Annotated in this window: 1 protein-coding gene; it reads left to right on the forward strand. The window is 70.6% G+C overall.

What is annotated here, in order from left to right:
• Window positions 1–338: 338 nt before the first annotated feature.
• Window positions 339–1505 (forward strand): IS110 family RNA-guided transposase, encoded by a 1167-nt coding sequence (locus ACESUZ_RS10015; RefSeq protein ID WP_195504013.1) that lies wholly within the window; start codon window positions 339–341, stop codon window positions 1503–1505.
• Window positions 1506–1688: the final 183 nt, after the last annotated feature.

Below are 1688 nucleotides of genomic sequence, written 5' to 3' on the forward strand. Positions count from 1 at the left end.
ACCGCGGCCGAGCTCGTGAGGTGGCTCTGGGCCCTCGGCATGATGTGCCGGGAGGGCGCGGAATAGACATAGCCCCCATTACAGTTTGAGTTGTCCGAAAGGGCGGCTCTTTTCCGTTGCACGGCTATACGATTGAGCCGTACCGGTGGTCGCTGGCCGACCGCCCCGGACGGCCGTCAGCCCCTGCCCCGTAGAGGGCCCGGGACGTGTTGCCGCCGGGGCGGGAGGGGCCGCGGGGAGCGACTGATAGAGATGTGCCGGGCCCGGACCGGGCCACGGCCGGGTAATGTGGGTGTCGCTTCCGCGGCTAACGGCCGGCTCAAGGGAGAGGATACACCATGCCTGCAGCAGAGACGCCCGTGGCCTACCTGGGGATCGACGTCGGGAAGAGCTCGCACAGCGCGTGCGCGCTCGATGCGGGAGGAGGCGTCGCCTTCAGGGCCGAGCTGGCAAACAGGCCCGACGACATCGACCGGCTGCTCGAGCGGGCCGGCTCCGGCGCGCTGGTCGTCGTCGACCAGAAGCGAAACATCGGCGCGCTGGTCCTCGCGCGCGCCCATGCGCACGGGAACCCCTGCGCCTACCTGCCCGGATATGCCGAGAAGCAGGCCCGCGGGATGTTCCCCGGCATCGCGAAGACCGACGCCATCGACGCCGAGGTGATCGCGCGCACCGCGCTCGGCGTGCCCCGCGCCCTCAGGCCGGCGCCCGAGGAGCCCGAGGGGGCCGCCTCGCTGCGGATCCTGTCGTCGCAGCGCGAGTTCGCGTCGTCCGCCAGGACCCGCGCGAAGAACAGGCTGCGCGCGACCCTGCTCGAGGCCGACCCCGCGCTCGAGGGCGCGGTCGACCCGTCGAGCCGCTGGCAGGTGTCGATGCTGGCCGAGTTCGGCGGGGCCGCCGGGTGCTCGGCCGCCGGCTGGCGCAGTTTCTCGAACGCAGCCAGGCGCGCGGGCGCCCCCGCGGCGGGGGCCAGGAGGCTCTGGGAGGCGCTGCTGGCCTCGTCGCGCTCGGGAAGGCGGCTCCCGGCTGGCGAGGACGTCGCGGTCCGGATGCTCGCCCGGGAGATAGCCTCCCTCGACGCCGACATCGAGGAGCTCGACTCGCTCGTGGCCGACTCACTGGCGGGCGACGAGGTCTACGAGTGCCTCCTCACGGTGCCCGGGATCGGCCCCAAGACCGCCGCGGCGCTGGTGACGTCGATCGACATATCCGCCTTCAGGGGGCACGACGAGCTCGCGAGCTATTGCGGCGTGGCGCCGTCAGACAGGCGCTCCGGGAGCAGCATCAGGTCGACGTCGCCTCAGCACGGCGGGAACAGGCAGCTCAAGAACCTGCTCATATTCAGCTGCAACTCCCTCATCGGCACGGACAACAGGTTCGGGAGGTACTACGGGGAGTGCAGGGCGAGGGGGATGAGGCACAGCAAGGCGCTGAAGGCGGTCGCGAGGAAGAGGCTCAAGGTCATATATGCGATCATGCGCGACGCCGTCCCGTACGCGGCCTAGCGGGCTGCGGGATCAACCGAAGAGGAAACCAAGCGGGGGCGCCAGGCGCCCGGATGCGTCATGCTGAAATGGCGCGAAGCACGCGGTTGACAAAACTATAGAGACACGTCCCGGCGAGCCGGGCGGCCTTCGGGGATACCCCCTATTTCGCTGTGCGCGCGGAGCCCTCCGCATGCGCCTCGA

It is taken from the genome of Collinsella aerofaciens ATCC 25986 (assembly GCF_964239575.1).
Taxonomy (GTDB): Bacteria; Actinomycetota; Coriobacteriia; order Coriobacteriales; family Coriobacteriaceae; genus Collinsella; species Collinsella aerofaciens_BQ.

Coding starts and splice junctions, on each gene's coding strand:
- ACESUZ_RS10015 (WP_195504013.1), top strand. CDS start 339: ATGCCTGCAGCAGAGACGCCCGTGGCCTACCTGGGGATCGACGTCGGG.